Genomic DNA, 26,394 nt, shown 5'->3' with positions numbered 1-26,394 from the left:
AACACCCGGAGAATCAACATGACCGACACCCCCATGTCGCCTGCCGAATTCGAGCAGGCACTGCGCGCCAAAGGCGCCTACTACCACATCCATCACCCCTATCACGTGGCGATGTATGAAGGCCGGGCGAGCCGCGAGCAGATCCAGGGCTGGGTCGCCAATCGCTTCTACTACCAGGTGAACATCCCCATGAAGGACGCGGCGATCCTCGCCAACTGTCCTGACCGGGAAATCCGTCGTGAGTGGATCCAGCGCCTGCTGGACCATGACGGCGCCCCCGGGGAAGACGGCGGCATCGAGGCCTGGCTGCGCCTGGGCCAAGCCGTGGGCCTGGACCCGGACCAACTGCGCTCCCAGGAACTGGTGCTGCCCGGCGTGCGCTTTGCGGTGGATGCCTACGTCAATTTCGCCCGCCGGGCCAGTTGGCAGGAGGCCGCCAGCAGCTCCTTGACCGAACTGTTCGCCCCGCAGATCCACCAGTCGCGCCTGGACAGCTGGCCCCAGCACTACCCCTGGATCGACCCGGCCGGCTACGAGTACTTCCGCACCCGGCTGGGCCAGGCCCGGCGAGATGTGGAACACGGCCTGGCGATCACCCTGCAGCACTACACCACCCGCGCCGGCCAGGAGCGGATGCTGGAGATTCTGCAGTTCAAACTGGATATCCTTTGGAGCATGCTCGACGCCATGAGCATGGCCTATGAATTGAACCGCCCGCCCTATCACAGCGTCACCGACCAGCGGGTCTGGCATAAGGGGATCAGCCTATGAATTTCGACCGCAGCAAAACCCCACGCTGGCGCCCCGGCTATCGCTTCCAGTACGAGCCGGCGCAAAAGGGCCACGTGTTGCTGTACCCGGAAGGCATGATCAAGCTCAATGACAGCGCTGCACTGATTGGTGGCCTGATCGACGGCGAGCGCGACGTGGCGGCGATCATTGCCGAGCTGGAGGTCCAGTTCCCCGGGGTGCCCGAGCTTGGCGATGACATCGAGCAGTTCATGGAGGTCGCCCGTGCTCAACACTGGATCGAACTCGGCTGAGCCCGCCGCCGTGCCCGGCAAGCCGGAAATCGGCCTGCCGCTGTGGCTGCTGGCCGAGCTGACCTATCGCTGCCCATTGCAATGCCCCTACTGCTCCAATCCCCTGGATTTTGCCCAGCAGGGCAAGGAGTTGAGCACCGAGCAGTGGATCAAGGTATTTCGCGAAGCCCGGGAGATGGGCGCCGCGCAGCTGGGCTTCTCCGGCGGCGAGCCGCTGGTGCGCCAGGACCTCGCCGAGCTGATCGGCGAGGCACGCAAGCTGGGGTTCTACACCAACCTGATCACCTCCGGCATCGGCCTGACCGAACAGAAGATCAGCGACTTCAAGAAAGCCGGCCTGGACCACATCCAGATCAGCTTCCAGGCCAGTGACGAGCAGGTGAACAACCTGCTGGCCGGCTCGAAAAAAGCCTTCGCCCAGAAGCTGGAGATGGCCCGCGCGGTCAAGGCCCACGGCTACCCGATGGTGCTGAACTTCGTCACCCACCGGCACAACATCGACAAGATCGACCGCATCATCGAACTGTGCATAGCCCTGGAAGCCGACTTCGTCGAACTCGCCACCTGCCAGTTCTACGGCTGGGCCCAGCTCAACCGCGTCGGCCTGCTGCCGACCCGCGAGCAACTGCTCCGCGCCGAACGCATCACCAATGAATACCGTGCCAAGCTGGAAGCCCAGGGACATCCTTGCAAGCTGATCTTCGTCACCCCGGACTACTACGAGGAACGTCCCAAGGCCTGCATGAACGGCTGGGGCAGCATCTTCCTCACCGTGACCCCGGACGGCACCGCCCTGCCCTGTCATGGCGCGCGGCAGATGCCGGTGCAGTTTCCCAACGTGCGCGACCACAGCATGCAGCACATCTGGTACGACTCCTTCGGCTTCAACCGCTTTCGCGGGTACGACTGGATGCCGGAGCCCTGTCGCTCCTGCGACGAGAAGGAAAAGGACTTCGGTGGCTGCCGCTGCCAGGCCTTCATGCTCACGGGGGACGCCAGCAATGCCGACCCGGTGTGCAGCAAATCGGAGCACCACGGGATAATTCTCCAAGCCCGCGAAGCGTCCGAAACCGCTACCCAAACCATCGAGCAACTGGCCTTTCGCAATGAACGAAACTCCCGCCTCATCGCCAAGGGCTGAGCCCTTCAGCGCCAGCCTGGCCACCGCTGCCGGGGTCGACTTTGCCGAACTGCAACTGACCGCCCATGGCCTGCTCTGGAATGAGTACCGTCCCACCGACGCCAGCTGCCGGATCTGGCACTGGCGGGAGGGGCAGGCCCATTGCCTGACGCCGCCAGGCTTCAGCGCTCGCAGCCGGGTCTATGAATACGGTGGTGGTGCCTTCTGCCTCAGTGGCGAGGTGCTGGTGTTCGTCAACGAATCAGACCAACAGCTGTATCGGCAAGCCCTGGCGGGCGGCGCACCCAAGGCCCTGACTCAGGGCGAATGCCGTTACGGTGACCTGCACAGTCATGGCGATCAGGTATTGGCAGTCGAAGAGCATGCCAAGCAACATCGACTGGTCAGCATCGACATTGAAAGCGGGCGCCAACACCTGCTCGCCGCTGGAGCAGACTTCTACGCTGCCCCAACCCTGAGCCCCAATGGCCAGCGCCTGGCCTGGATCGAGTGGGACCGCCCCCATCAACCCTGGACCTGCACCCGCCTGATGCTTGCCGAACGCCTGGCCAACGGAACCTGGGGCGACCCTCGCTGCGTGGCCGGAGAAGGTGAACAGGAGTCCCTGCAACAACCACGATTCGATCAGCACGGCCAGCTCTACTGCCTCAGTGATCGCCAGGGCTTCTGGCAACCCTGGGCCGAGGCCGACCATGGCTTGCGTCCATTACCAAGCGCAGCTGCCGACCATGCTCCGGCGCCCTGGCAACTGGGTGGCTGTACCTGGATCCCCCTTGGTGAAGATGCCTGGCTGGGCACCTGGACCGAACACGGTTTTGGACGCCTAGGGCTGCACCAGAGCGCCGGTTCACCACAGGACTTCAGCGGCGGCTACAGTCGCTTTCGCAGCCTGGCGCTGGATGAGCAGCACCTGTATTGCATCGCTGCATCGCCCATCAGCCCCTCTGCAGTGATCGCCATCGCCCGCGATACACATCAGGTTCAGGTACTGGCGGGCGGGGTCGCGCCTCTGCCGGCAGAGCGCATCAGCCGGCCACAAACCCTGTGCTACCCCAGTGGAGAAGGCCAGGCTCACGGTTTCTTCTACACGGCCATGAACGGTGTCAGCCGGCCGCCCCTGGTGGTGTTCATCCACGGTGGCCCGACGTCCGCCTGCTACCCGATGCTCGACCCGCGCATCCAGTTCTGGACCCAGCGCGGCTTTGCCGTGGCCGACCTGAACTACCGCGGCAGCAGTGGCTACGGCCGTGCCTATCGCCAGGCCCTGCACCTGCGCTGGGGCGAAGTGGACGTGGAGGACGCCTGCGCAGTGGTGGCCTACCTGGACCAGCAAGGGCTGATCGACCCGCAGCAGGCGTTCATCCGCGGCGGCAGCGCCGGAGGCTACACCACCCTCTGCGCTCTGGCGTTCGCCAAGGTCTTCTGCGCTGGCGCCAGTCTGTATGGGGTCAGCGAGCCGGTAGCCCTGGCACGCGCCACCCACAAGTTCGAAGGTGACTACCTGGACTGGCTGATCGGCGATCCGGAACAGGACAACGCACGCTACCAGGCCCGGACCCCGCTGCTGCACGCGGACAAGATCAGCGTGCCGGTGGTGTTTTTCCAGGGCGAACTGGACGCCGTGGTGGTGCCCGAGCAAACCCGCGACATGCTCAAGGCACTGCAAGACCAGGGCATAGCCGCCGAGGCCCATTACTACCCGGATGAGCGTCATGGTTTTCGCAAGGCCAGCAATCAGGCCCACGCGCTGGAGCAGGAATGGCGGTTCTATTGCAAGGTACTGCAGGGGCAGCACTGAACAGCGCCTTGCCCGCTCCATCGGAACGGGCAAGTCTGGGGATCAGCGCTTGGCGATGATGTATACCGCGTGCACGATACCGGGGATGTAGCCGCACAGGGTCAAGAGGATATTCAGCCAGAAGGCGCCGCCGAAGCCTACTTGCAGAAAGACCCCCAAGGGCGGCAAGAGGATGGCGAAAATAATACGGATCAAGTCCATGGGCAGCTCCTGAGGGTCATCGGCTCGGGCGAGCCTTACCTGCAATCGACCCTGGGCCCAGGCCAGGGTTCAGACCGATTGCGCCTGCTCGCCTCCAGCTCTCCTGCCAAGTATCAGGCGAGCATCTCGATACCGTGCTTCTGCACGATGCTCAACAGCTTGAGCGCCATGCCGCTGGGGTGCTTTTCACCGGTCTCCCACTTCTTCACCCTGGACGCGCTGGTATTCAGATAACGCGCAAACACCGGCTGGCTGACCTGATTGCGTCACCGCAGCTGCTTGATCTGTTCTGCGGGGACCTGCGCGGGAGCAGCGGCGATGCAAGCCTCGTCGAAACGGCGCATGGTGGTCTTGCCGATGAGTACAACGAGCCTGTAATCGGCGACATTTTCAAGGTCAAAGTGGGGTTTTGAAAAAGACCGAGACAAAAAAACGCCCCGTGCGAAAAATCGGACACGGGGCGACGCGTTATACCGCGAGACGGTTCAGTAATTCAGTCAACGTAAGGTCGGATGTGGCCCTGACAGATAATCCAGGACTCGGAATAGGGTCGGCGCCAGGCCGCTGCAATGAGGGATCCCGGCAAGAATCGCCTGTTGGTCCTCGACGCTGTCCGGCTTGGCGCTGTGCTCGGCGTTCAGCCAGTCGCTGGGGCGGCTCTGCAAGAGCGCCTCGATGCTCTGCAGGTCGCTCTGCAACAGGCATTGCAGGCCAATGGCCTGCTCCTGCCAGATGAAACCCTGGTGAGCGCAGGCTGCAGAACGATAGAGGGGCAGCGCGCCCTTGGGCAGGTCGAAACTCTCACCATGCCAATGAAAGGCCATCAGGCGTTCCGGCAGCGCCAGCCCGAGGGGCGAATCCTGGGCATGGGGGTATTTCTCCACCGGCCACCAGCCAATTTCCCTGACAGCGCTAGGGCGCACCTGAGCCCCCAGAGCCTGCGCCAGGAGTTGGCCTCCCAGGCCAATGCCCAGCACCCGCTTGCCTGCGGACAACGCCTTGCGCAGCAGGCGTTTTTCCGCCGCCAGCCAGGGAGCCTGAACCTCGTCATGCACGCTCATGGGGCCCCCCAGGACGATCAGCAAGTCGAAGCTGTCGAGCCGCGGCAACCGTGCCTGGGCATAGAGATGGCAGATATGCACGGCACTCGCCCGCTCCAGCAACCACTGGTTGATCCGGCCCGGGCCGGCTGCGCAGGAGTGCTGCAGGATCAGCACGCGCATTAGACGGATACTCCTTTACGACATTGCAATTGCGCCGTGCGCACCCGGGAGAAGGCCCGGGCCAGGCGCAGGAGCATCTCGTCGATATTGCCCTTGCTGACCGTCAGTGCCGGAGTGAAGCGCAGGCAGTCCGCTTGCGGGGCACTGAGCAACAGCCCCTCCTGCAACGCGGCCTTGACCACGGCTTCTGCCGAGTCGTCTGTCAGGGACATGCCCCAGAGCAGCCCATGGCCACGAACCTCGCCCAGGTCATAACGAACCGCCAGGCGATTCAGCCCCTGCCCCAGGTATTGACCGCTAGTCCGCACCTGCTGCATGAAACCGTGCTCTTGCAGGCTGTCCAGCACCGCCAGGCCGGCCGAGGTCATCAGGGCGTTGCCGTGATGGGTGCCGTCCAGTTCGCCGTGTTCGAAGCAGCAAGCCTTGCCTCGTGCCAGCAAGGCCGCCAGGGGCACGCCACCGCCCAGTCCCTTGCCCAGGCTGATGATATCGGCGCGTATGCCATACAACTGCTCGGCCAGCAGGGTGCCACAGCGGCCAGCGCCGGTCTGGACCTCATCGAGGATCAGCAGAATGCCCAGCTCACGGCACAGACGCTCGACTCCCTTGAGATAATGCTCGGTGGCCGGAATGACTCCGGCTTCGCTCTGGATCGGCTCGAGCATGATCGCCACTGTTTGCGCGTCCACCGCGGCATGCAGGGCCGGCAAGTCATTGAATGGCACCTGGCTGAAACCCGGCAATTGCGGTTCGAAGCGGTTGCCCGAAGCCCCCACGCCGGCCGCCGACAGCGCGGCAAAACCTCGGCCATGGCAGCTTCGGCTGGCGGTGATGATGCCTGCGGCGCCGCCGCGATGCAGTTGCCCCCACTTGCGTGCCAGCTTGATCGCCGCCTCGCAGGCTTCACTGCCGCTGCTCAGCAGGTAAGCCTGATCACTGCCAGTGCTGCGGCACAAGCGATCGGCAAGCTTGAGCATGCCGCGGTTGTAGAAGCCCGAACCGGGGTTGATCAGCGACTGGGCCTGGGCGGCAATTGCATTGACCAGCGCCGAAGGGCTGTGGCCCAGGCTGTTGGCGGCACCGGCCTGGGTGAAGTCCAGGTAGGTGCGGTCGTCACTGTCCCACAGCCAGGAACCCTGGCCGCGGACGAATACCGGCTGAGGACGCTGCACACTGGGCATCAGGCACTCGCTGGAGAGGGAAGTGTCCGGGATGGACGCACCCGGCTCGACGGCCAGGTCTTCCAGACTCGGAGAGGTACGGCGCAAACCGAACAGATTCATGCTCGCAGGCCCTCCAGGGGCAAGCCCAGCAAGCGCGCTGACCAGTCCTCGACGCAGCCAGTGCGCAGACGCTTGATGGCAATGTCACGCCAGCGCGAAGACAGCGCCGGACAGTCTATGAGTTTCTGCAGCCCGGCAGGCTCCAGTGGCTCCTGGAAGAAGTAGTGCAGGGCACTGGCCACTGTCAGTTCGGGATAGCTGCGCTGGATCAGTTCGAAGGGTTCGTCCGCCTGCACGAAGCCGGGCTTGAGCACTCGATAGAACCAGCCACAGCGACCATTTTCCTGGGCCTGCCGAGGCAGATTGCTCAAGCCCCAGCGCTGGCTCAGGCGGTAGCAGGGTGAACGAGGCTGGCTGATCTGCAGTAACGCCCCACCCCAGCGGAACATGTCTCCCAGGCAGACCTGTTCTTCGGTCAGGCCATGAGTCGAAAGATTTTCCGCGAAGGCCGGCGCGCCCCAGTCGAACTGCGGATAACGTTTACGCCAGTGCCTGTAATGTTCGGCAGGATAATGGTGCAGCGCTCGTTCAGGGCCGGTGTGAAAGCGAGGATCGCCATGCTCGTCGCTACCCAGGCCCTGTGGCCACAACCAGAGACGGTTGGCAACCGAGTGCTTGTCGGTATCGTTCAGCAGACCCTGACCGATATTTTTTGCCTTGCCTATGTAAACACCATCGACATAAACGGTATTCATCGCCCTTCGTGGCCCTGTAAGCCTAGTGAATAGGCGCTAGACTAGGCCTCTCCAGGGCTTCGGGCCATTTCGTTTTTTAAGCTTTTTCGATAAGAAATACTTATGGATTTTAAGCAACTGCGTTATTTCGTCGCGGTGTATGAAGAAGGCCATGTGGGGCGTGCTGCAGAACGCCTGTCGATCTCACAACCGGCGCTCTCCCAGCAAATCCGCCAGTTGGAGCAGAACCTCGACGTCAGCCTGTTCGAGCGCAGCAGCAAGCGCCTGCTGCCGACCCTCGCCGCCCACACCCTGTACAACCATGCCCTGCCCCTGCTCGACGGCCTGCAACAGGCCCGTGAAGCCCTGCGCAACTTCAAGGGCCAGGCCCTGCGCACTCTGGCCATTGGCGTGCTGCAAACGGTGCACACCAGCCTGGTGCCACAGATGCTCGAACGGGTGCGCAAGGCCCAGCCGCATCTGGTGGTACAGATCTACGAGCTGACTGGATTGGAGATCGAGCGGCGCTTGCTCAATGGCTCGCTGGACATCGGCATCAGCTACCTGCCGCCCCGCCAGCCAGGGCTGCACGGTGTACCGCTGTACGAAGACGAGTTGACGTTGGTCATTCCCGAGCAACACCCACTGCGTGAGTTCAAGAAAGTGTCCATGAGCCAGGCGGCAGAGTTGCCCATGCTGCTGTTGGGTGAGGAGTTTCAGATCCGCCAGATCTGGCAGGCACAACTGGCCAATCTGGGGAGACGCCCACAAGTCCAGGCGGAGTTGAACAACATGGCCGGCATTCTCGACAGCCTGCCCCATACACAGCTGGCCACTGTGCTGCCGGGGCGGTCACAACAGCAGCACGGCAACAAGGAGCTGCTGTGGAAACCTCTGAGTGAGCCCAGGGTGCCGTTGAAGGTGGGGTTGGTCTGTCGTGATCTGCAGCGTCAGCAAGGGACACTGGAATTGCTGCGTGCGCTACTGGAGGATTCGATGAACGCTCAGGACGGGCGCCTGAGCGGTGTCGGAGTGGTGGAAGTGCTGGGTTGAAACCACAGCAACAAAAAATCCGGGCAAAAGAAAACCCCGCCGAAGCGGGGCTTTGCAGACTGTTTCCCTGACATCCTTTTCACTCCACCATCCTGGCGGAATCCTACGTGTCCGTGTTGTTGCTTTGCGCTTCCTGCGCGACGTCCATGTGAAGTAGATTAGCTCCAGCCGTCATCTGCCGATATGGGCGATCTGCAGCACGTCATGTAAGAGATTACTTACACGTCAGAACTGCTCAGCCTGCAGCAGGAACAGGGACTCGCTACCTGCCTTGACCGACGCGGTCAACGAATGGATCCGCGGCAACAAACGGGCAAAGTAGAAACGTGCAGTGCCCAGCTTGCTGGCATAGAAATCCTCTTCCTGCTCCTTGCCCAAGGCGGCCTTCGCCATCAATGCCCACATATAGGCATAGGCGGTGTAGCCGAACACCTGCAGGTACTCCACCGAGGCCGCGCCTATTTCGTTGGGGTTGCTGACTGCCCGATCCAGCAGCCATGCCGTCAACTCATCCAGGTTGTCCAACGCCGCATTCAAGGGGCGAGTGAACTCCGCCAGTTGCTCATCGGCGGTGGCGGTGAAGTGGCGAATCTCATCGGCGAACAAGGTATAGAACGCTCCGCCGCTGCCGACGATCTTGCGGCCCACCAGGTCCAGCGCCTGAATGCCGTTGGTGCCTTCGTAGATCTGGGTGATCCGCACGTCGCGAACCAATTGCTCCTGGCCCCATTCGCGGATGTAGCCGTGGCCGCCAAAGATCTGTTGGCCATGAACAGTGGTTTCCAACCCCAGATCGGTGAGGAATGCCTTGGCCACGGGTGTCAACAGTGCCACCAGGCTTTCCGCGCGTTTGCGGGTCTGGGCGTCTTCGCTGAACTTGGCGGTATCCAGTTGCATCGCCACGTAAGTCGAGAATGCGCGGCCACCTTCGTTGGCAGCCTTCATGGTCAGCAGCATGCGCCGTACATCCGGGTGCACGATGATCGGATCGGCGACCTTGTCCTTGGCTTGCGGACCGGTAGGCGAACGGCTTTGCAGGCGATCACGGGCATATTCCACCGCGTTCTGGTAAGAGCGCTCACCAGTCGCCAGGCCCTGGATACCGACCCCCAGGCGCTCGTAGTTCATCATGGTAAACATGGCCGCCAAGCCTTTGTTCGGCTCACCCACCAAGTAACCAATGGCCTGATCGAAGTTCATCACGCAGGTGGCCGAAGCCTGGATCCCCATCTTGTGCTCGATCGAACCACAGCTCACCGGGTTGCGCGCCCCCAGGCTGCCATCGGTGTTGACCATGAACTTGGGCACCAGGAACAGGGAAATGCCCTTCGGGCCGGCCGGGGCATCCGGCAGTTTGGCCAGCACCAGGTGAATGATGTTTTCCGTCAGGTCGTGCTCACCGCCGGTGATGAAGATCTTGGTCCCGCTGATGGCATAGGCACCATCCGCCTGAGGCTCGGCCTTGGTGCGGATAATCCCCAGGTCGGTACCGGCATGGGGCTCGGTCAGGCACATGGAGCCGGCCCAGACACCGGCATACATGTTCGGCAGGTACGCGGCTTTCAGTTCTTCGCTAGCATGCGCATTGATCGACAGACAGGCACCAGCGGTCAGCATCGGATACAGGCCGAATGCCAGGCTTGCGGAGTTGACCATTTCCTCGACCTGGGCGGACACCGCCTTGGGCATGCCCATGCCACCGAACTCCGGATCGCCTCCCACGCCAACCCAGCCACCCTCGGCGTAGGTCTGGTAGGCCTGTGGAAAACCTTGCGGGGTGGTCACCTCGGTATTGTTCCAATGGCAACCTTCTTCGTCGGCGCTGCGGCTCAAGGGCGCGATGCTTCTGGCAGTGACCTTGCCTGCCTCTTCGAGAATGGCCTCGACTGTCTCGGCATCTACGGTTTCAGCCAAAGCCGGCAACTGGGCCCAGAGTTTGGCGACCTCGAACACTTCATTGAGGACGAAGCGCATATCGCGCAGGGGGGCTTTGTAGTCAGCCATGGCAAACCTCGCAAGATCGAAGACAAGTGGGCCGAAACAGGCCCATTTACGAAAACCCGAGTGTACCCGAACAACTTTTAAGACACATAGGGTCAACTAGTGACTTTTTTGTTATTTTTAGTCATCGACAAATGCCAGCAGGATAAAGCCCGCAGCAGCAGGCTTTATTCAGGGCAGCTCAAGGTCACAGCGCGAACAACTGGGCCGGCAGCTTCATCAAGCAATCACTGCCAGACTCAATCGCCGCCAGATGAGCGCCGGTGCGGGGCAGCAAGCGCTTGAAGTAGAACTCGCAGGTGGCCAGCTTGGCCTTGGCGAAGTCTCCATCACCCTGCTCGGACTCCAACTGCTGCTGAGCCACCAGGGCCATACGCAACCAAAGATAGGCCAGGATGATGTAGCCGCTGTACATCAGATAATCCAGGGCGGCAGCCCCCACTTCATCCGGGTTCTTCATCGCCGCCATGCCCACCTTGGTGGTCAATTCGCCCCACTGGCGGTTCAAGCCGTCAAGTTGCGCGATATAGCCCACAAGCTGCGGATGCTCGGCGTTGGCCACGCAAAACTTGTGCACGATTCTGGTGAAGCCCAGCAGCAGCTTGCCCTGGCTGCCCAGCACCTTGCGCCCCAGCAGATCCAGGGCCTGGATGCCATTGGTGCCCTCATAGATGGGGGCAATGCGGCAATCACGTACCAACTGCTCCATGCCCCACTCGCGGATGAAGCCGTGGCCGCCAAACACCTGCATGCCATGGTTGGTGACTTCCAACCCGGTCTCGGTCATGAACGCCTTGCAGATCGGGGTGAGGAATGCCAGCAGGTTATCCGCCTCCTGACGCTGCGCCGGGTCATCACTCAAATGGGCCACGTCCAGCAACTGGGCGGTGAAATAGGCCAAGGCCCGGTTGCCCTCGTTGAAGGCCTTCATGGTCAGCAGCATGCGTCGCACGTCGGGGTGGACGATGATCGGGTCCGCGGTCTTTTCCGGGGCCTTGGGGCCTGTCAGGGCGCGCATCTGCAAGCGCTCGTTGGCATATTTGATCGCCCCCTGGAAGCTCGTTTCGCCCAGGCACAACCCCTGCATTCCGGTGCCCAGGCGTGCGTGGTTCATCATGGTGAACATGCAGTTCAGGCCTTTGTTGGCCTCGCCGATCAGGAAGCCCTGGGCGCCATCGAAGTTCAGCACGCAGGTGGCTGACGCCTTGATCCCCATCTTGTGCTCAATGGAGCCGCAGCTCACCCCATTGCGCTCGCCCACTTCCCCCGTCGCGTCTGGCAGGAACTTGGGCACGATGAACAGCGAAATGCCCTTGGTCCCGGCCGGTGCATCCGGCAGCTTGGCCAGGACCAGGTGAATGATGTTTTCACTCAGGTCGTGCTCACCGGCAGAGATGAAGATCTTGCTGCCGGACAGCGCATAGCTGCCATCGGCCTGAGGCACGGCGCGGGTCTTGATGATGCCAAGGTCAGTGCCGCAATGGGCCTCGGTCAAGCACATGGTGCCGGTCCATTGCCCGGCGGTGAGCTTGTTCAGGTACAACTGTTTCTGCTCGCGGGTGCCATGGGCATGAATCGCCGACATGGCGCCGTGGGTCAGCCCCGGGTACATGCCCCAGGAAGTGTTGCTGGACCCCACCATCTCGCTGATCACCAGCCCCAGCGAGTGAGGCAACCCCTGGCCGCCGTATGCGGGGTCGGCGGCCAGCCCATGCCAGCCGCCCTCCACATATTGGGCGAAGGCTTCCTTGAACCCCCTGGGGGTGGTCACCACGCCATTGTCGAAATGACAGCCCTCCTCATCACCGGAGCGGTTCAGCGGGGCCAGGACGTTTTCACAGAACCTGGCCCCTTCCTCGAGGATCGCGCTGACCATGTCCGGGCTGGCATCGGTAGCCCCAAGGGCCGCGTAACCGGCATGGAAGTCAAAGACGTGGTCGATCAGAAAGCGCATGTCGCGCAGGGGGGCTTGATACTCGGGCATGGTGATTCCTCCGGCAGCAGATCAAATCAACCTACTGCTGCCGCCCTCGACCTGCCAATGACTGTGCAGGCGCTGAATGCGCCATCATCACTCAACCCGCAGCCGTATCCATGCGCACTGCGCCGCGACGGTTCTGTCCGAATGCCACCACACAGTTACGCCCTGCGCCCTTGGCGCTGTAGAGCGCCTGGTCGGCGGCCTTGAGTACCTCCTCGGGCGTACGGTGCTCCATCAGGCGCTCGGCAACCCCGATGCTGATGGTGACCGAAACACTGGAAGCCGCAGCAACCCCGCGCCGCTGTCGGCCTTGCTGATCGTCCTGAGGACGGTTGTCCTGGTTGCGCAGTTGAATGTTGTAGGTGGCGATGACCTCGCGAATCATCTCCAGGTGCGGCATGCACTCGTCCATGCTCTTGCCGGCAAACACCACCGCGAACTCTTCCCCACCGTAGCGATAGGCCCGACCGCCACCGGTGACTTTCGAGAGTTTGCTGGCCACCAGGCGCAGCACCTGGTCACCCACGTCATGGCCATGGGTGTCGTTGAATTTCTTGAAGTGATCGACGTCAGTCATGGCCAGCACATAGTTGCGGCCCAACCGCTGCATGCGCTCATTCAGGGCTCGGCGCCCAGGCAAGCCGGTCAACTCGTCACGGAACGCCATCTGGTACGCCTCGTGAGCGACCGCTGCGGCGATCATCAGCATCACCTGGCTGCACATGATGTTCAGGGTGAACGGCAGGATGAAGGTCTTGGGCAGCATCCAGAACAGCCCGAGCAGCCCCACCAACTGCGCGGCGTGCAACGGCCGCGGGCTGCGCCAGTACTGGATGGCCAACAGCAGGAAGGCAGCAAAGAACACCGGATAGGACAACTGGATCAGGCTCATCCAGCTGCCGTGCAGGGCTGGCCAGCGAATTTCCGCCAGCCAGTTCAGCAACGCCTGTGGGTAACTCTGCTCAAGCCCCAGGGCCACACTGCCAAAGGCCAGCAACACGGCGAAACGCGCCACCATGTCCTGGAACAGGTGAGTGCGCTCCTGCCAGGCGGCGAACAGGCCGAACAGCAAAGGCAGCAATAGGCAGCAGAGGTGGAACACCACCGCCGCATCCTCGCGGACCCTACCGTTATCCCGGTAGAAGTCGGTCTGGGTGTCCAGCAGGAAGTAGGCGATGTACACCGTGACCATGAGGAACAGTTCGCGCTGGCGACGGTACACCGCGCAATAGGCTCCACCGAGCAACAGCACCAGGGTTGGCAGCACGTTGAACAGTGAAGTGAAGAAGACGTTGAGGTCCTTGACGTAGGCGGCCGCCAGCCCAGCAAGCAAAAGCAGTAAAGACGGTAGAAAATGACTGAAACGTACAGCGGAAGAACGCGGCAAGGGTAAAACTCCGACCCGGCTGACCAATAGATGGCATTGTGCCTCTATTTGCAGAAGTTAAGCACATGCAGTGTGACAGACATCACATTGCCATCTCTTTAACGGCAGGCAATCGTATCTGCTTAGCGATTTAGTCGGGAATTTTCACCAAGATTCTGCAGCTACAAAAAAGCCGCTGGCCCCGAGGGGCCAGCGGCTTTTTGCATGACATCCGCTAAGGCTTAGTAAGCCAGGCCGAAGTCTTCTTCTTTCATGTCCATCAGGTTGTTGGCACCCGACAGCATGGTTGCAACGTGAGTGCGGGTCCGCGGCAGGATGCGCTGGAAGTAGAAACGCGCAGTCTGCAGCTTGGCGGTGTAGAAGGCTTCCTCGGTGGTGCCGGCTGCCAGCTTCTCAGCCGCCAGACGCGCCATGTCAGCCCAGAAGTAGGCCAGGCAGGCATAACCGGAATACATCAGGTAATCCACCGAAGCAGCACCGACTTCTTCACGGTCCTTCATGGCGGCCATGCCCACTTTCATGGTCAGTTCGCCCCATTCCTTGTTCAGTGCTGCCAGCGGTGCGACGAACTCTTTGACCGCTTCGTTGCCTTCGTTGTTCTGGCAGAACTTGTGGACGATCTTGGTGAAGCCTTTGAGGGCCTCGCCTTGAGTCATCAGTACTTTACGGCCCAGCAGGTCCAGGGCCTGGATGCCGGTGGTGCCTTCGTACAACATCGAGATGCGGCTGTCGCGAACGTTCTGCTCCATGCCCCACTCGGCGATGAAACCATGGCCACCGTAGATCTGCACACCGTGGTTGGCGGATTCGAAGCCGACTTCGGTCATGAACGCCTTGGCGATCGGAGTCATGAACGCCAGCAGGGCGTCGGCCTTTTTCTTCTCTTCCTCGTCCACACCGTACTTGACGATGTCGACCTGCTTGGCAGTGAAGTAGACCATGGCCCGGTTGCCTTCGGCGAACGCCTTCATGGTCAGCAGCATGCGACGTACATCAGGGTGCACGATGATCGGGTCAGCGGCCTTGTCCGGCGCTTTCGGGCCAGTCAGGGAGCGCATCTGCAGGCGATCACGAGCGTATTTCAGGCCGCCCTGGAAACCGATCTCGGCGTGGGCCAGGCCCTGCAGGGCAGTACCCAGACGAGCAGTGTTCATGAAGGTGAACATGCAGTTCAGGCCCTTGTTCGCCGGGCCGATGAGGAAACCGGTGGCCGCGTCGAAGTTCATCACGCAGGTGGCGTTGCCGTGGATACCCATCTTGTGTTCCAGGGAACCGCAGCTCACTGCGTTGCGCTGGCCAACAGAGCCATCGGCGTTAGGCAGGAACTTGGGCACGATGAACAGCGAGATACCTTTGGTGCCAGCCGGCGCATCCGGCAGGCGAGCCAGGACGATATGGACGATGTTGTCGGCCATGTCGTGTTCACCGGCGGAGATGAAGATCTTGGTGCCGGTGACTTTGTAGGAACCATCAGCCTGAGGTTCGGCCTTGGTGCGCAGCATGCCCAGGTCGGTACCGCAGTGCGGCTCGGTCAGGCACATGGTGCCGGTCCATTCACCGGATACCAGCTTGGTCAGGTAAGCCTCTTGCTGCTCAGGCGTGCCGTGTTCGGAGATGGTGTTCATCGCGCCATGGGACAGGCCCGGGTACATGCCCCACGACCAGTTGGCTTCGCCGACCATTTCACTGACCGCCAGGCCCAGGGATTCAGGCAGGCCCTGACCGCCATGCTCGACGTCATGGGCCAGGCTTGGCCAGCCACCTTCGACGAACTGCTTGTAGGCTTCCTTGAAGCCGGTCGGGGTCTTAACGCCGGTTTCACTCCAGGTGCAACCTTCCAGGTCGCCCACACGGTTCAGCGGAGCCAGCACCTGCTCACAAAACTTCGCACCTTCCTCGAGAATGGCGTCAACCATGTCTGGAGTGGCGTCCTGGCAAGCCGGGAGGCTCTGATAGTGCGCCTCATAACCGAGCAGCTCGTCACGTACGAAGCGAATATCACGCAAGGGGGCCTTGTAGTCAGGCATAGCGATAAACCTCTGCTGATGTAACCGGGAATGAACAACCGCGTTGAATTTTTATAGCGGTCAAACAGTTGTTTGAAACATACGTTTACGCCCAAATCTTGTCAAGCATCGTGCAAACGCCTTTCGTCACCGAGGCACAAATGCACGCGCAGCCGAACGCCCACAGCACTTGCCGTGAAAGTGTAGGAGGCGACCTGGCGGCGTTCAGCTATCGAGCGGAATTAAGGTGTTATAGAAAGTAAAAGCATGCAGCAGGCCCGCTTTCCATCAGGAAATCGGGCCAGAGAAGGAGGGGTATCAGGCGTAGGTATCGATCAGGGTACCGAGGACTTCGTCAGATGCCTTGGCCACCTTGACGCCCAACTCAGCCTGGATCTTGCCCATGGACATTTCCACCATGCTGCTGGCCAGGTCTGATTCCTGGCTGCGATCCACGCCACGCAGGCGATTCACCTGGAGTTCTGATGACTGGCTGCCGGCGGAGCGCTCAACGGCCGTGCTGGCGATCTGGCCAGCGGCTTGATCGACACGATTCTGCCCGGTCTGAATCGCGTTCAGTCCGGCGTAGAAAGCGTTGTTCCCGGAGATTTCCATGGGAGGTCTCGACCTTGAGAATGAGTGACGAGGGTAATTGAAGCAGACCTGTCAAGAAAACGCCCGTCAAAAACACTAATGGCAATATGCCTTGTCATAGGCAAAATCTAGTCCAGCAGGTCCAACTGCAAGTGCTCCGCTACCGCCTCGGCTCCAGCAGCCTTGAGCTTCGGCACTCTTCCCAGGCACGGTGCTGGCAATCGTTCGGCCAGGGTCGCAAGGTTTTCTTCCAGACGAGAGGTCTTAGGATCGATGATATTGGCCACCCAACCTGCCAGTTGCAGACCGTCCTGGGCAATGGCCTCGGCGGTGAGCAAGGCATGGTTGATGCACCCCAGGCGCACCCCCACCACCAGGATCACCGGCAGGCCCAGGGCCATGGCCAGGTCCGACAGGTTGTCCTGATCGGCCAAGGGCACTCGCCAGCCCCCCGCCCCTTCGATCAGGGTGAAATCTGCACCCTTGGCCAGGATCTGGCGCATGGGCGTCAGCAGCGACTGCACCGTCAGCGCCACCCCGGCCTCCCGCGCAGCCAGGTGCGGAGCAATCGCCGGTTCGAAGGCAATCGGATTGACCTCCTGATAACTCAATGACAATGACGACTGTGCCAGCAGCGCCAGCGCATCGGCGTTGCGCAAGCCCTGGGGGCTCGGTTCGCAGCCGGATGCCACCGGCTTGCCCGCCGCAGTGCTCAACCCGGCCAGCCGGGCTGCGTACAACAAGCCTGCGGCAATGGTGGTCTTGCCGACATCGGTGTCAGTACCGGTGATGAAATAGGCAGGGCTCATAGCGGTTTCTCCAACACGGCATAGACCACTTGGTATGTAGCGGGCAATCCCTCGGCCTGACGAAACCCCTCATAGGCCTCGATAAGCCCGGCGATCCGCGCCCGCCCTGTCAAGCCGCCCGGGCGCCCGGGATTCAGATTGTGCGCGCCCAGGGCTTTCAATTCATGGGTCAGACTACGTACATCCGGATAATGCAGGACATGGGGAACCTTCTCCAGGCTACGCACTTGCAAGCCGCTGGCGTCACAGAGTTGCCGGTAGCGTTCGAACTCACGAAAGCGATTGACGTGCACCTGGCCGTCGACCTGGCCCCAGCTCTCACGCAGCTCATGCAGGGTGCCGACGCACAGGCTGGCGAACGCCAGGACACCACCTGGCTTCAACACGCGCCGTGCCTCGCTGAGCACCGCCGTGAAATCGGCGCACCATTGCACCGCCAGGCTGGAAAAGATCAGTCCACAGCTGTCTGTTTGCAGGGGCAGGCGCTCGGCATCCCCAGCAATGAAATGCTCGGCGCCCCCCAGAGGCCTGGCGTGAGCCAGCATGCCCTGGGCAATATCCACCGCCAGTCCCTGGCTATCAGGGAAGCACGCTCCGAGCACCCGACTGAAATGCCCAGTGCCACACCCCAGATCCAGCCAGCGAGCGGGCGTCCAACCTTCAGGTAAACGGTCCAGCAACTGCTGGCCGACCGCGCGCTGCAGATCGGCAACACTGTCATAGCTGGCCGCCGCACGGGAAAACGAAGCCGCGACCTGACGCTTGTCAGGCAAGTTGCCGGGAAAGGCAGGAACAGACAGGTCAGTCATCACCAGACTCATGCAAGAAAACCTGGATCGCCCCCGCCACTCCGTGGGGGTCCTCCAGAAGAAACCCGTGGCTGGCCTGTTCAATCAGACCAACTTCTATATCCGGCAGCAATGCCAGCAATTCACCCGCGGCTTCGGCAGGAACCAAGCCATCCAGCCCGGCGAACAGATGCAACTGCGGTCCGCGAAACCCTTGCAGGGCGTCCCGCGTGTCCAGTTGCGCGAGCAACTCCAAGCCCGCCATCAGCACCGCCGGCGAGGTGACCGGAGCCCCACCCAGCAAGAGTCGCGACAGGCCCCGCGGGTCGGCGGCGCCCTGGGCACAGAGCAGGGAAAAACGCTTGAGGGTCGTGCGAGGATCGGCAGCGCAACCGGCCAGGAAGCCGTCGAAGATGTCCGCAGACATGGCACTGGACCAGTGCTCGTGGGCGACAAAGCTGGGGTTGCTGGCCAAGGTCAGCAAGCCGCAGCAACGCTCGCCGCGCCGCGCCGCCAGCTCCGAGGCAAGCATGCCTCCGAGGGACCAGCCGCCGAGCCAGGCGTTGTCCGGCAAGGCTGCGTCGAGCTCATCCAGCCACTCCTGCGGATCGCTGGACGCCAGCTCCGGCAGCGGCTCGATCTCTACCCGCAAATGCTCGTCCAGGCCTTGCAACGCTGCGGCCAAGGGCTCCAGAGGTGACACCCCCAGCCCCCAGCCAGGCAACAGAATCAGTCGATCACGCATGGCTCGGCCCCGCTTGCAGTTCACTGAAACACTCTGCCAACGCGTTTAACAATAGCTGGACCTGAGCTTCGCTGTGGGCCGCGGACAGGGTCACCCGCAACCGCGCACTGCCGGCCGGCACGGTGGGTGGACGGATCGCCGTGACCAGGGTCCCCCGTGAGCGCAGCATCTGCGACAGGCGCACGGCCCGGGCGCTGTCGCCGATCATGATGGGCTGGATCGGGGTAAAGCTGTCCATCAGCTCCAGGCCAATCTGCTCGGCACCCCGGCGGAATTGACCGATCAGGCTCGCCAAGTGCGCACGCCGCCAGTGCTCGCTGCGCAGCAACTCCAGGCTTTTCAGGGTGGCGCAAGCCTGGGCCGGTGGCTGACTGGTGGTGTAGATGTAAGGCCGGGCGAACTGGATCAAACTCTCGATCAGGTCGTCGCTGCCCGCGACAAACGCACCGGCGGTGCCAAAAGCCTTGCCCAGGGTGCCCACCAGCACCGGAACTTCCTCCAGGCCCAGGCCAAAATGCTCGACCAATCCTCCGCCATTGGCGCCCAGAGGCCCGAAGCCATGGGCGTCGTCCACCATCAGCCAGGCACCCTTGGCCTGGGCTTCCCGGGCCAGGGCCGGCAGGTCGGCAACGTCGCCATCCATGCTGAACACGCCGTCGGTGACCACCAGGGTATTGCCGCAAGCCTTTTCCAGGCGCTTGGCCAGGCTCGCCGCGTCGTTGTGCAGGTAGCGATTGAAGCGCGCACCGGAAAGCAGCCCGGCATCCAGCAGCGACGCATGGTTGAGGCGATCCTCCAGCACCGTGTCGCCCTGGCCCACCAATGCGGTGACCGCACCGAGGTTGGCCATGTAGCCGGTGGTGAACAACAGCGCACGAGGACGCCCGGTGAATTCGGCCAGGGCCTCTTCCAGCGCATGATGCGCAGCGCTATGGCCAATCACCAGGTGAGAAGCCCCACCGCCCACGCCCCAGCGACTGGCACCGGCGCGCCAGGCCTCAATCACCTGTGGGTGGTTGGCCAGGCCCAGGTAATCGTTGTTGCAGAAAGCCAGCAACGGCTGGCCATCGACCAGCACTTGCGGCCCCTGAGGGCTTTCAAGCAGCGGACGCTGGCGATAGAGATGTTCGGCACGGCGGGCAGCAAGGCGCGCGGCGAGATCAAAAGACATGCAGGCCTCGATGATCAGGAAATGATCTGTAGCAACTGCCCGTCACTGCGACAGGTCGGGCCTCTGCGCCACCAGCCTTGCCAGCCCAACGGGGCGGCGGCAGGCGGCGCAACACAGCGGCGTCCAACCGGTCGCAGTCGACGGCAGCGACTACAGGCGAGCGGCCGCTCAGACTGCAGCGTTGTAGAACTGCTCGCTGCTTTTCTGCTCCACCAGGGCCTGTTCGATGGCCGCCTGGTGCACTTCATCGGCATGTTCTTCCCGGGCTTGCGGGGCGATGCCCAATCGCGCGAACAACTGCATGTCCTTGTCGGCCTGGGGGTTGGCGGTGGTCAGCAGTTTGTCGCCGTAGAAAATCGAGTTGGCACCGGCAAAGAACGCCAGGGCCTGCATCTGCTCGTTCATAGCCTCGCGGCCGGCGGACAGCCGTACGTGGGACTGTGGCATAAGGATGCGCGCCACCGCGAGCATGCGGATGAAGTCGAACGGGTCCACGTCATCGGCGTTTTCCAATGGCGTACCGGCGACCTTCACCAGCATGTTGATCGGCACCGACTCCGGATGCTCCGGCAGATTGGCCAGCTGGATCAGCAGGTTGGCGCGGTCATCGAGGGACTCGCCCATACCGAGAATGCCGCCGGAGCAGATTTTCATGCCGGCATCGCGCACGTAGGCCAGGGTCTGCAGGCGCTCGCTGTAGGTACGGGTGGTAATGATGTTGCCGTAGAACTCCGGCGAGGTGTCGAGGTTGTGGTTGTAGTAATCCAGGCCAGCCCTGGCCAGGGATTCGGTCTGCTCCTGATCCAGGCGCCCCAGGGTCATGCAGGTTTCCAGGCCCAGGGCTTTCACGCCCTTGACCATCTCCAGCACGTAGGGCATGTCCTTGGCGGACGGATGCTTCCAGGCAGCGCCCATGCAGAAACGCGTGGAACCAATGGCCTTGGCCCGGGCAGCCTCTTCCAGGACTTTCTGGACTTCGAGGAGCTTTTCCTTCTCCAGGCCGGTGTTGTAGTGACCGGACTGCGGACAATATTTGCAATCTTCCGGGCAGGCGCCGGTCTTGATCGACAGCAGGGTGGAAACCTGGACCCGATTGGCATCGAAATGCGCGCGGTGCACCGTTTGCGCCTGGAACAGCAGGTCATTGAACGGCTGGACGAACAGGGCTTTGACTTCAGCCAAAGTCCAGTCATGACGCAGGGTAGCGGTGGTGCTGGCGCTCATGGGCGATTCCTTGATTATGCTGGGCAGGCGGCGGGGGGCAGGAAAGCCCCACCCGCGACACGGATGTTCGGCATATTTAAGGAAGCGTCATGCGCTGTCAACCAGAATACAAAGGACCGGTTTACATCTGGTCAAAAAACATACAAACATGTTTGCTGTGCGATGAGCCCAGCGATTCGGCGCTGGCCCTGTGCAGCCCCTGCCTGGACGACCTGCCTTGGCTCGGCGCCCAGTGCTCGATCTGTGCCCTGCCACTGCCCGCAGCCGGAATGGTCTGCGGCCAGTGCCTGCAGCGGCCTCCGGCTTTTCAGCGGGTCATAGTGCCCTGGCGCTACGACTTCCCGATGGACAGCCTGATCAGTCGTTTCAAGCATCAGGAGAAATGGCCCTATGGCCGGCTGATGAGCGAACTTCTCGGGCAATTGCTGCAATATCGCTTCGATGAGGACCTGCCTCGCCCGGACCTGCTGTTGCCGGTACCGCTGTCCCGCCGTCGCCTGCGCCAACGTGGATTCAACCAGGCGGGCATGCTCGCCCATTGGCTCGGCAGTCAACTGCAGCTGAGGGTAGATGCCCAGTTGCTCAAGCGTATCCAGGGCACCCCGGCACAACAGGGACTGGATGCCAGGGCCCGTCATCGCAACCTGCGCCAGGCGTTCGCCCTGGCCGCTCATGCACCTGTCGCCGGCCGCCATCTGGCCCTGGTGGACGATGTGTTGACCACCGGCGCCACTGCCCAGGCCCTGGCCCGCTTGCTGCTTGACGCCGGAGCCCAGCGGGTGGACGTGTACTGCCTGGCCCGGACCCCAAGGCCCGGTCCCTCCACCTGACTTGACTCTCGTCGCTCAAGCCGCAAACTCCCAATCCATCTTCCGTGCTCGAAGCCTCCCGCCATGTCCTTGCCCACCCTGTTGACCCAGCACATCGTCCGCCGCCCGCAGCGTATCGCCCTGTTGCAGCACATTGCCGAACAGGGCTCTATCACCCGGGCGGCCAAAAGTGCCGGCCTCAGCTACAAGGCGGCCTGGGATGCCATCGACGAATTGAACAACCTGGCCCAGAGCCCGCTGGTGGAACGCAGTGTCGGCGGCAAGGGCGGCGGTGGCGCCAAGCTTTCTGTCGAGGGCCAGCGTGTGCTGCGCCTCTATCAGCGCTTGCAGGTGCTGCAGGCCCAGGTGCTGGAAGCCGCGGAAGACGCCAGCGACCTCGATCTGCTGGGCCGCCTGATGCTGCGCACCAGCGCCCGCAACCAGCTGCATGGCAAGGTCCGGATGATCGCAGCGCAAGGCTGCAACGACCTGATCAGCCTGGAGTTGCCCGAGGGGCTGGTGCTCAACGCCCAGATCACCCACGACAGCACCCAGCGCCTGGAGCTGCTGCCCGGTACCGAAGTGGTGGCGCTGATCAAGGCCGGCTGGCTGGATGTTCAGGCAGTCGGCGCCCCGGTAACAACTGGACACAATTGTCTCAGCGGAACGATCGAGCAGATTCTCGACGCCGAAGACGGTCCCTGCGAGGTGCGGATCACCCTGCCCAACGGCCAGACGCTCTGTGCCCTGGCCGAGCCGCTGCAACTCAAGACCCTGCAATTGGCCGAGAAACACCCGGTCCAGGTGCAGTTCTCGCCCTCCCACGTACTCCTCGGCACCCCGCTCTAAGCAAGGCCTGCAGCGTACCTGGTGCGGCCAGAAAGACTCTGCAATGGGCGTCAGCAGGCAACCGCGGCCGTGCTTGCCGACTATCACCCGAGGCTCGCCTGGCCAGTACGCCAGCGGTTGATGTCGCCCACAGCGAAGGCAGGGCATTCGCCCCGGCGGCGACGTCTGACTGCAACCTATTCGTCATAGGCGCTCATTAAGGTGGCTGCAAAAACCCGCAGGGAGCCTGATATGAGCCTGTTACTAGAAGAAGACCAACCCACCGACCTGGAACAGATGGTCGGCCTCAGCCGCCGAGGCTTCATCGGTGCCGGCGCCCTGTGCGGCGCCGCCCTGTTTCTCGGCGGTAGCCTGCTGAGCCGCAGCGCCCTGGCCGCCGGTGTCAGCGCCGGTAACAGCCAGTTGCTGGGATTTGCCGGGATTGCCGCAGCCACCAGCGACAGCATCACCCTGCCACCGGGCTACAAGTCCTCGGTGCTGATCAGTTGGGGCCAGCCCCTGCAAAAGAACGGCCCGGCCTTCGACCCGAGCGGCAACGGCACCGCCCAGGCTCAGGAAGTGCAGTTCGGCGACAACAACGACGGCATGAGCCTGTTCGCCTTTCCGGACGACAGGCACCGTGCGCTGATGGCGATCAACAACGAATACACCAACTACCGCTACCTCTATCCCCACGGCGGCCAGCCGCAATCCGCCGCGGACGTGCGCAAGGCCCTGGCCTCTGAAGGCGTGTCGGTAATCGAAGTGCAACGCAAGAACGGCCAGTGGCAATTCGTCCAGGGCTCGCGCTACAACCGGCGCATCCACGGCAACACGCCGATCCGCCTGAGCGGCCCGGCCGCCGGCCACGCACTGCTGCAGACCGCCGCCGATCCCAAGGGCAAGAAAGTCCTCGGCACTTTCCAGAATTGCGCTAACGGCAAGACCCCCTGGGGCACCTACCTGACCTGCGAAGAGAACTTCACCGACTGCTTCGGCAGCAGCAACGCCGAGCAGAAGTTCGACGCCGCGCAGAAGCGTTACGGCGCAGTGGTTGCCAGCAAGGAGATCAACTGGCACCCCCACGACCCGCGCTTCGACCTGGCGAAGAACCCCAACGAACTCAACCGTCACGGCTGGGTGGTGGAAATCGATCCGTTCGACCCGCAATCGACCCCGGTCAAGCGCACCGCCCTGGGCCGCTTCAAGCACGAGAACGCCGCCCTGGCCGAAACCCGCGACGGTCGCGCCGTGGTCTACATGGGCGACGACGAGCGTGGTGAATTTATCTACAAGTTCATCAGCCGCGACAAGATCAACCACCGCAATCCCAAGGCCAACCGCGACCTGCTGGATCACGGCACCCTGTATGTGGCGCGCTTCGACGCCGGCGACAGCAACCCGGACCACCCCAAGGGCCAGGGCCAGTGGATCGAGTTGAGCCACGGCAAGAACGGCATCGACGCCAGCAGCGGGTTCGCCGACCAGGCCCAGGTGCTGATCCAGGCCCGCCTGGCTGCCAGCGTGGTCCAAGCCACACGCATGGACCGTCCGGAATGGATCGTGGTCAGCCCCAAGGACGGCCAGGTCTATTGCACCCTGACCAACAATTCCAAGCGCGGTGAAGACGGCCAACCGGTGGGCGGCCCCAACCCGCGGGAGAAGAACGTCTACGGGCAGATCCTGCGCTGGCGCACCGGCGGCGATGATCATGGGGCGATGAGTTTCTCCTGGGACCTGTTCGTGGTCGCCGGCAACCCCAGCGTGCATGCCGGCCAGCCCAAGGGCGGCTCGTCCAACATCAACCCGCAGAACATGTTCAACAGTCCCGACGGCCTGGGTTTCGACAAGGCCGGGCGCCTGTGGATTCTCACCGACGGCGACTACAGCAACAGCGGCGACTTCGCCGGCATGGGCAACAACCAGATGCTCTGCGCCGACCCGGACAGCGGCGAGATCCGCCGCTTCATGGTCGGCCCGGTCGGTTGCGAAGTCACCGGGATCGCCTTCGCCCCGGACCAGAAGACCCTGTTCGTGGGCATCCAGCACCCGGGGGAAAACGGCGGTTCGACCTTCCCCGAACACCTGCCCAACGGCAAGCCGCGCTCCTCGGTGATGGCCATCACCCGGGAAGACGGGGGCATCATCGGCGCCTGACCGCCATCCTCGCCAAGCCGGCTTCTGCATTTCCAATGCCGGGGCCGGCCGGTTGGCAAAAGCCCTGCCCGAGAACCTCGGCGTACCCGGTAAACCCTCCCCCTTTGCCTGCCGGTCTGCGCTACCATGCTTGGCCGGACGCGGCAGCCTGCTGCGCGCAGGAGTAAGCATGTCGCACCCGTTTGAAACACTGACCCCCGACCTGGTTCTCGACGCCGTGGAAAGCATCGGCTTTCTCAGCGACGCTCGAGTCCTGGCGCTCAACAGTTACGAAAATCGCGTCTATCAGGTGGGCATCGACGAAAGCGAACCGTTGATTGCCAAGTTCTACCGGCCACAGCGCTGGACCAACGACGCCATTCTCGAAGAGCACCGCTTCACCTTTGAACTCGCCGAATGCGACGTGCCCGTGGTGGCGCCGATCATTCATGAAGGCGCCAGCCTGTTCGAGCACGCGGGCTTTCGCTTCGCCCTGTTTCCCCGCCGTGGCGGCCGGGCCCCCGAACCGGGCAACCTGGACCAGCTCTATCGCCTCGGTCAGTTGCTGGGCCGCCTGCATGCTGTGGGCGCCACCCGCCCATTCGAGCATCGTGAAGCCCTGGGAGTGCAGAACTTCGGCCACGACTCCCTGGCAACCCTGCTGGAGGGCAACTTCGTTCCCAAGAGCCTGCTGCCGGCCTACGAATCGGTGGCCCGCGACCTGCTCAAGCGCGTGGAGGAGGTCTACCAGGCCACCGCGCATCAGAACATCCGCATGCACGGCGATTGCCACCCCGGCAACATGATGTGCCGCGACGAAATGTTCCATATCGTCGACCTGGATGACTGCCGCATGGGGCCGGCCGTACAGGACCTGTGGATGATGCTCGCCGGCGACCGCCAGGAATGCCTCAGCCAACTGTCCGAGTTGATGGATGGCTACAGCGAGTTCCACGACTTCGACCCGCGCGAACTGGCCCTGATCGAACCCCTCAGAGCCCTGCGCCTGATGCACTACAGTGCCTGGCTGGCCCGGCGCTGGGACGATCCGGCGTTCCCCCGCAGCTTCTCCTGGTTTGGCAGCGAACGTTACTGGGGCGATCAGGTGCTGGCCTTGCGCGAGCAACTGGCAGCCCTCAACGAAGAGCCGCTCAAACTGTTCTGAATCCATGCGCGGGCGACGAAGAAGCCCGCGAGATCGCCTTCGCCGGCAAGCCGGCTCCTACAGAAACCCGCCTCCCAATAGCGCCAACCGTAGGAGCTGGCTTGCCAGCGAAGAGGCCCGAAAGATCACCCTCCCCCACACGCCGCCCCCACAGAAACCCACCTCCCAATAGCGCCAACCGTAGGAGCTGGCTTGCCAGCGAAGAGGTCCGAAAGATCACCCTCCCCCACACGCCGCCCCCACAGAAACCCGCCTCCCAATAGCGCCAACCGTAGGAGCTGGCTTGCCAGCGAAGAGGCCCGAAAGATCACCCTCCCTCACACGCCGCCCCCCA

Annotated in this window: 23 protein-coding genes and 1 pseudogene; 9 read left to right on the top strand and 15 right to left on the bottom strand. The window is 62.6% G+C overall.

All coding sequences use genetic code 11. From position 1 onward, the window contains the following. Positions 1 to 18 precede the first annotated feature (18 nt). From pqqC to U873_RS0127095, 4 genes are read left to right on the top strand one after another with little or no spacing between them, the layout of a single operon-like run. Positions 19 to 771: a pyrroloquinoline-quinone synthase PqqC gene (pqqC, locus tag U873_RS0127110; RefSeq protein WP_025131238.1), complete on the top strand. Its 753-nt coding sequence runs from the start codon at positions 19 to 21 to the stop codon at positions 769 to 771. Beyond that, positions 768 to 1,043, top strand: a complete 276-nt coding sequence (gene pqqD / locus U873_RS0127105; RefSeq protein WP_025131237.1) for a pyrroloquinoline quinone biosynthesis peptide chaperone PqqD — start codon at positions 768 to 770, stop codon at positions 1,041 to 1,043. Before pqqC ends, pqqD begins: the two co-directional genes overlap by 4 nt. Further along, positions 1,015 to 2,184: a pyrroloquinoline quinone biosynthesis protein PqqE gene (gene pqqE, locus U873_RS0127100; protein ID WP_051586112.1), complete on the top strand. Its 1,170-nt coding sequence runs from the start codon at positions 1,015 to 1,017 to the stop codon at positions 2,182 to 2,184. The genes pqqD and pqqE overlap by 29 nt, the downstream gene beginning before the upstream one ends. Continuing rightward, positions 2,150 to 3,982 carry a S9 family peptidase gene (locus U873_RS0127095; protein ID WP_025131235.1) on the top strand — a complete coding sequence of 611 codons (1,833 nt, stop codon included), beginning with the start codon at positions 2,150 to 2,152 and terminating at the stop codon, positions 3,980 to 3,982. Before pqqE ends, U873_RS0127095 begins: the two co-directional genes overlap by 35 nt. Before the next feature lie 42 nt (positions 3,983 to 4,024). Here the strand turns inward: U873_RS0127095 and U873_RS35485 are convergent, their stop codons facing one another. The 5 genes and pseudogenes from U873_RS35485 to U873_RS0127070 all read right to left on the bottom strand — a co-directional run bounded on the left by U873_RS35485 (position 4,025) and on the right by U873_RS0127070 (position 7,384). Further along, positions 4,025 to 4,183, bottom strand: a complete 159-nt coding sequence (locus tag U873_RS35485; RefSeq protein ID WP_011063854.1) for a YqaE/Pmp3 family membrane protein — start codon at positions 4,181 to 4,183, stop codon at positions 4,025 to 4,027. A gap of 113 nt (positions 4,184 to 4,296) precedes the next feature. Next, positions 4,297 to 4,611 (bottom strand): annotated as a pseudogene (locus U873_RS34530) (helix-turn-helix domain-containing protein). Between the two features lie 69 nt (positions 4,612 to 4,680). After that, entirely contained in the window at positions 4,681 to 5,406 is a 726-nt protein-coding gene (locus tag U873_RS0127080) for a type 1 glutamine amidotransferase (protein WP_025131234.1), read from the bottom strand. Continuing rightward, positions 5,406 to 6,689 carry an aspartate aminotransferase family protein gene (locus U873_RS0127075; RefSeq protein ID WP_025131233.1) on the bottom strand — a complete coding sequence of 428 codons (1,284 nt, stop codon included), beginning with the start codon at positions 6,687 to 6,689 and terminating at the stop codon, positions 5,406 to 5,408. The genes U873_RS0127080 and U873_RS0127075 overlap by 1 nt, the downstream gene beginning before the upstream one ends. After that, on the bottom strand, positions 6,686 to 7,384 hold the full coding sequence (locus tag U873_RS0127070) for an MOSC domain-containing protein (protein ID WP_025131232.1): 699 nt from the start codon (positions 7,382 to 7,384) through the stop codon (positions 6,686 to 6,688). The genes U873_RS0127075 and U873_RS0127070 overlap by 4 nt, the downstream gene beginning before the upstream one ends. Before the next feature lie 102 nt (positions 7,385 to 7,486). Between U873_RS0127070 and U873_RS0127065 the strand changes: the two genes are divergently transcribed. Continuing rightward, entirely contained in the window at positions 7,487 to 8,416 is a 930-nt protein-coding gene (locus tag U873_RS0127065) for a LysR family transcriptional regulator (RefSeq protein WP_025131231.1), read from the top strand. A gap of 225 nt (positions 8,417 to 8,641) precedes the next feature. On the opposite strand, the gene U873_RS0127060 is transcribed toward U873_RS0127065, so the two are convergent. The 10 genes from U873_RS0127060 to bioB form a co-directional block, all read right to left on the bottom strand. Beyond that, positions 8,642 to 10,420 (bottom strand): acyl-CoA dehydrogenase C-terminal domain-containing protein, encoded by a 1,779-nt coding sequence (locus U873_RS0127060; RefSeq protein WP_025131230.1) that lies wholly within the window; start codon positions 10,418 to 10,420, stop codon positions 8,642 to 8,644. A 184-nt stretch (positions 10,421 to 10,604) separates the two neighbouring features. Beyond that, positions 10,605 to 12,401, bottom strand: a complete 1,797-nt coding sequence (locus tag U873_RS0127055; RefSeq protein WP_025131229.1) for an acyl-CoA dehydrogenase C-terminal domain-containing protein — start codon at positions 12,399 to 12,401, stop codon at positions 10,605 to 10,607. A gap of 91 nt (positions 12,402 to 12,492) precedes the next feature. Then, positions 12,493 to 13,785 (bottom strand): GGDEF domain-containing protein, encoded by a 1,293-nt coding sequence (locus tag U873_RS0127050; RefSeq protein WP_025131228.1) that lies wholly within the window; start codon positions 13,783 to 13,785, stop codon positions 12,493 to 12,495. 221 nt (positions 13,786 to 14,006) lie between these two features. After that, complete coding sequence (locus tag U873_RS0127045; RefSeq protein WP_025131227.1) at positions 14,007 to 15,812, bottom strand: phenylacyl-CoA dehydrogenase; 1,806 nt, start codon at positions 15,810 to 15,812, stop codon at positions 14,007 to 14,009. 297 nt (positions 15,813 to 16,109) lie between these two features. Further along, entirely contained in the window at positions 16,110 to 16,406 is a 297-nt protein-coding gene (locus U873_RS0127040; RefSeq protein ID WP_025131226.1) for a hypothetical protein, read from the bottom strand. 107 nt (positions 16,407 to 16,513) lie between these two features. Next, on the bottom strand, positions 16,514 to 17,194 hold the full coding sequence (gene bioD / locus U873_RS0127035; RefSeq protein ID WP_025131225.1) for a dethiobiotin synthase: 681 nt from the start codon (positions 17,192 to 17,194) through the stop codon (positions 16,514 to 16,516). Then, on the bottom strand, positions 17,191 to 18,003 hold the full coding sequence (gene bioC / locus U873_RS0127030; RefSeq protein ID WP_025131224.1) for a malonyl-ACP O-methyltransferase BioC: 813 nt from the start codon (positions 18,001 to 18,003) through the stop codon (positions 17,191 to 17,193). Before bioC ends, bioD begins: the two co-directional genes overlap by 4 nt. Beyond that, positions 17,996 to 18,727: an alpha/beta fold hydrolase gene (locus U873_RS0127025; RefSeq protein WP_025131223.1), complete on the bottom strand. Its 732-nt coding sequence runs from the start codon at positions 18,725 to 18,727 to the stop codon at positions 17,996 to 17,998. The genes bioC and U873_RS0127025 overlap by 8 nt, the downstream gene beginning before the upstream one ends. Beyond that, a complete protein-coding gene (gene bioF, locus U873_RS0127020) occupies positions 18,720 to 19,898 on the bottom strand; it encodes an 8-amino-7-oxononanoate synthase (protein ID WP_025131222.1) in 1,179 nt (392 codons plus the stop codon). The genes U873_RS0127025 and bioF overlap by 8 nt, the downstream gene beginning before the upstream one ends. A gap of 168 nt (positions 19,899 to 20,066) precedes the next feature. Next, a complete protein-coding gene (gene bioB / locus U873_RS0127015; RefSeq protein WP_025131221.1) occupies positions 20,067 to 21,122 on the bottom strand; it encodes a biotin synthase BioB in 1,056 nt (351 codons plus the stop codon). Between the two features lie 89 nt (positions 21,123 to 21,211). Here bioB and U873_RS0127010 point away from each other — a divergent pair, with 89 nt between their 5' ends. The 4 genes from U873_RS0127010 (at position 21,212) to U873_RS0126995 (ending at position 26,060) form a co-directional block, all read left to right on the top strand. Continuing rightward, entirely contained in the window at positions 21,212 to 21,952 is a 741-nt protein-coding gene (locus U873_RS0127010; protein ID WP_025131220.1) for a ComF family protein, read from the top strand. A 63-nt stretch (positions 21,953 to 22,015) separates the two neighbouring features. Continuing rightward, entirely contained in the window at positions 22,016 to 22,780 is a 765-nt protein-coding gene (locus tag U873_RS0127005; protein WP_025131219.1) for a TOBE domain-containing protein, read from the top strand. Between the two features lie 231 nt (positions 22,781 to 23,011). Then, positions 23,012 to 24,916: a PhoX family phosphatase gene (locus tag U873_RS0127000; RefSeq protein WP_025131218.1), complete on the top strand. Its 1,905-nt coding sequence runs from the start codon at positions 23,012 to 23,014 to the stop codon at positions 24,914 to 24,916. A gap of 169 nt (positions 24,917 to 25,085) precedes the next feature. Next, positions 25,086 to 26,060, top strand: a complete 975-nt coding sequence (locus tag U873_RS0126995; RefSeq protein WP_025131217.1) for a serine/threonine protein kinase — start codon at positions 25,086 to 25,088, stop codon at positions 26,058 to 26,060. The last annotated feature ends 334 nt before the right edge of the window (positions 26,061 to 26,394 follow it).

This window comes from Pseudomonas sp. PH1b (assembly GCF_000633395.1).
Taxonomy (GTDB): Bacteria; Pseudomonadota; Gammaproteobacteria; order Pseudomonadales; family Pseudomonadaceae; genus Aquipseudomonas.
Note: the sequence above shows the minus strand (reverse complement) of the source record. Positions and strands in the feature narration are given on the sequence as shown.